Origin of the sequence: uncultured Azohydromonas sp. (genome assembly GCF_937926365.1) — a bacterium.
GTDB lineage: Bacteria > Pseudomonadota > Gammaproteobacteria > Burkholderiales > Burkholderiaceae_C > Azohydromonas.
The window spans coordinates 1-3,009 of sequence record NZ_CALAOH010000073.1 but is presented as its reverse complement, the minus strand read 5'-3'; the positions used below and the strand labels follow the sequence as shown (position 1 = coordinate 3,009).

2 protein-coding genes and 1 pseudogene are annotated in these 3,009 nt (G+C 72.8%); all 3 read right to left on the bottom strand.

The window, feature by feature from the left end; translation table 11 throughout:
• Nucleotides 1–223: 223 nt before the first annotated feature.
• Nucleotides 224–1,111, bottom strand: coding sequence for a LysR substrate-binding domain-containing protein (locus tag Q0741_RS07620; protein ID WP_298232597.1), 888 nt, complete (start codon nucleotides 1,109–1,111; stop codon nucleotides 224–226).
• Nucleotides 1,112–1,333: 222 nt separating this feature from the next.
• The gene (locus Q0741_RS07615) at nucleotides 1,334–2,527 is read right to left on the bottom strand and encodes an FIST N-terminal domain-containing protein (protein ID WP_298232596.1); all 1,194 of its coding nucleotides are present in this window, start codon (nucleotides 2,525–2,527) and stop codon (nucleotides 1,334–1,336) included.
• Between the two features lie 171 nt (nucleotides 2,528–2,698).
• Nucleotides 2,699–3,009, bottom strand: a pseudogene (locus Q0741_RS07610) (hypothetical protein); the annotation flags it as partial.

Sequence of the window (3,009 nt, the reverse complement as noted above, 5' to 3'; positions counted from 1 at the left end):
ATGAACATGTTGCCGAAGGGATCGTAGACCTGCTGCCAGACCATGGCTTGTCTCCCGAGAGTCTTGAACCGCTTGATGGGCGACAACCATGGCACCCACTGGGGGCGCGACTGTAGAGATCAAGGCCAGGCTGGGAATGAAGATTCTTCATACCTGGCATGAGCTCTTTTCAAGAGCAGTCAGGAAACCGTCAGCTTTGCCACCTTTGTCACGCCCGGCTGGGTCACGCCAGGATCAGCTTGAGCCACTCGACGAAGGCGGCGCACTCCCAGCGCTCCAGCGTGCCGGGCTTCCAGCACAGGAAATGGTGGTGCGGCGAGGCCACGGCGCGGGGTGACAGGCGCACCAGGCGGCCGTTGTCGAGCCAGGTCTGGGCCAGGCGCAGCCGCGCCAGCGCCACGCCGAAGCCCGCGGCGGCGGCGTCGAGCATCAGCCCCACGTCGTTGAACTGCGCGCCGCCGCTGCGCGGCTCGGGCAAGGCGATGCCGCAAGCGCGGAACCACGTGCCCCAGGGCTCCAGCGGGCTGCGGATGAGCCGCGCGCGCGACACCACCTCGGCGGTGTCGAAGCCGTCGAAGGGGCCGGCCTCGTTGAGGTAGTCGGGGCTGCACACCGGGCAGGCCGCGTCGCGCAGCACGCACACCTGCTCCACGTCGGCCCAGGGGCCGGTGCCGTAGCGGATCTCCAGGTCCGCCTCCTCGGCCTTCACGTTCAGCAGCGGGATGGCCACCTGCATGATCAGCTCCACCTCGGGGTAGGCGTGGCGGAACAGCGCCAGCTTGGGCAGCAGGATCTCGCGCGAGAAGGTGGGCGTGACGGCCAGGCGCAGCCGCACCGGCGCGCCGGTGCGCGCGGCGCTGCCGGGCAGCTGCTGCAGCGCCAGCAGGCCTTGGCGCACGTGCGCGAGGTAGGCCGCGCCGTCGGCGGTGAGGGTGAAGTCGTTGCGGGCGAAGAGCTTCACGCCCAACTGCGATTCGAGCTGGCGCATGCGGTGGCTCACCGCGCTGGGCGTGACGCTGAGCTCCTCGGCCGCGAGCGTCACGCTGCGCAGCCGCGCCAGCGCTTCGAAGCTCAGCAGGCAGTGGATGGGCGGGATGCGCGGGGGGGTCATGGAGTCATCCGGATTTCATAGAGTTCTTGAACCCCGATTTCCGTTCGTCCTGAAGTATCGAAGGATGAACGGCCCCGGCTGTGCGTTAGGCCGCAGCGCCCGTTCGTACTTCGATGCGACCGCAGGGCGCACCCTGCCCTGAGGTATCGAAGGGTCAGCACGAGCGGGCTTTCAGCGTTCGAGAACGTGGTGGGATGCCTGTCAGGCACGCCTGGCTGCGCCTCACGACGCCGTGAACACCGTCAGCACCCCCGTGTAGCCGTAGAGGTGGTGGTGGCCGATCTCGCCGCTGGCGAAGAAGCCCGCCAGGGGCACGTCGCCCAGGGCGTGCTGCACGATCTGCAGCTCGGCCGAGGGCGCGCCGAAGTGCGCCCCGCCGCGCCCGGCGCAGCTGATGTAGACGGCCCCGGCGATGCGCGAGGCGGCGGCCAGTTCCGCGCCGCCGGCGTGCGGCGCCGCGGGCGCCTCGATGCCGGCCTCGATCTCCTCGCGGATCTCGGCGCAGATGCGCACCAGGTCGCGCCGCGCGGCCACGGCGTCGCGGCGGCAGAAGGCGATCTGCTGGCCCACCTCCACCGCCTCGGCCAGCGCCACGCCGCGGCGCCCGGGCTCCAGGCCGATGAGGTGGCGCACGCGCGTGTTCTCGCCGAACTGGCCGCCGCGGGTGAGCGTGTCCTCGCGCGCGTCGCTCACGCCCGCGAGCGTGGAGCGCAGCCGCGGCAGCGCCACCGTGGGCTGCGACAGGTCCACGCCCGTGTCGGCCAGCAGCGCGTCCAGCGCCGGCTCGCCGTCGAGCTCCAGCACCAGGTGCTCGTTGGCCGCGGTCACGCGCCGCACCGGGCCCACCGGCGTGCAGCCCTGCGTCACGCGCGAGATCAGCCCCACCTGCTGCGTGAAGGCCACGCCCGAGAGCCCGCCGCGGAACACGCCCTCGGCCATCTGCAGCGACTGCGAGCGCGCCGAGGCCAGGCCGCCGAAGAGGTAGCCCGAGGCCGTGCGCTCGCTCATCTCCGCCACGAGCTCGGGCAGCTCCGGCGTGGAGGGGTCGGCGTGCACCAGTGCGGTGTGCGCGGCCAGGGACAGCGGATGGGTGCCGGAGAAGACCTGGAAGCTGCCCGCGGGCAGCTGCGCCAGCATCAGCACCAGCGCGGGCTCGTCGAAGTACTCCACGCCGCTGCCGCACACGCCCACGCCTGTGCTGCCGACCCAGGCCACGCCGGGCCAGTCGTGGTGCAGGGCCTGCAGGAGTTCCTCCGCCTGCGCGGCGTAGAGGTCGCTGAAGTAGACGAAACCGAGGTTGGCGCCACCGCCGCGCTGGCGCTGCGAGGACCGCTGCGCGCGCAACTGCGCGTTGGCGAGCTCCAGGGCGTAGCGCCAGTCGGGATGCGTGGCGTGGGCGTGCAGGAAGGTGTCCATGGTGCAGTGTGTGGGCGCGTGCCCGGCGCTGTCATGCGGCAATGCGGCAGCCGTGCTGCCACGGCGGCCGTGGATGCCCGCCGCGCGGGCAAACCGGGCGCCAGGGTGGCGGCGCCATGCCGTGGCCGTGGGGCGTGCAAGCCGCGGGCCGGGCGTGCGCCGCGCGGGCCCTTATTTCGTGCCGCGCTTGCGCGCGGCCTTGGCCGCGGCCGCCTCGGGGGGGACGGGGGTGCCGGCGGGCGGCTCGGTGGCCTGTCCTTCGGGTGCCTTCTTGGCGGTGGCGGCCTGCGCCATCGAGCTCGCCAGCGTGGCGCGCGCGGCTTCGGCGGCGGCGGCGCCGTCCTGCATCGCCTGCGCGGCGAGCTGGCCGAACTGCTGCGTCAGCGCGCTCCACCACTGCATCGGGTCCACGGCACCGGCGCTGGCGGCCGGCTTGTCACCGGGCGCGCCGGCCGCGCCAGGCGCGGGGGCCGCTGCCGGGG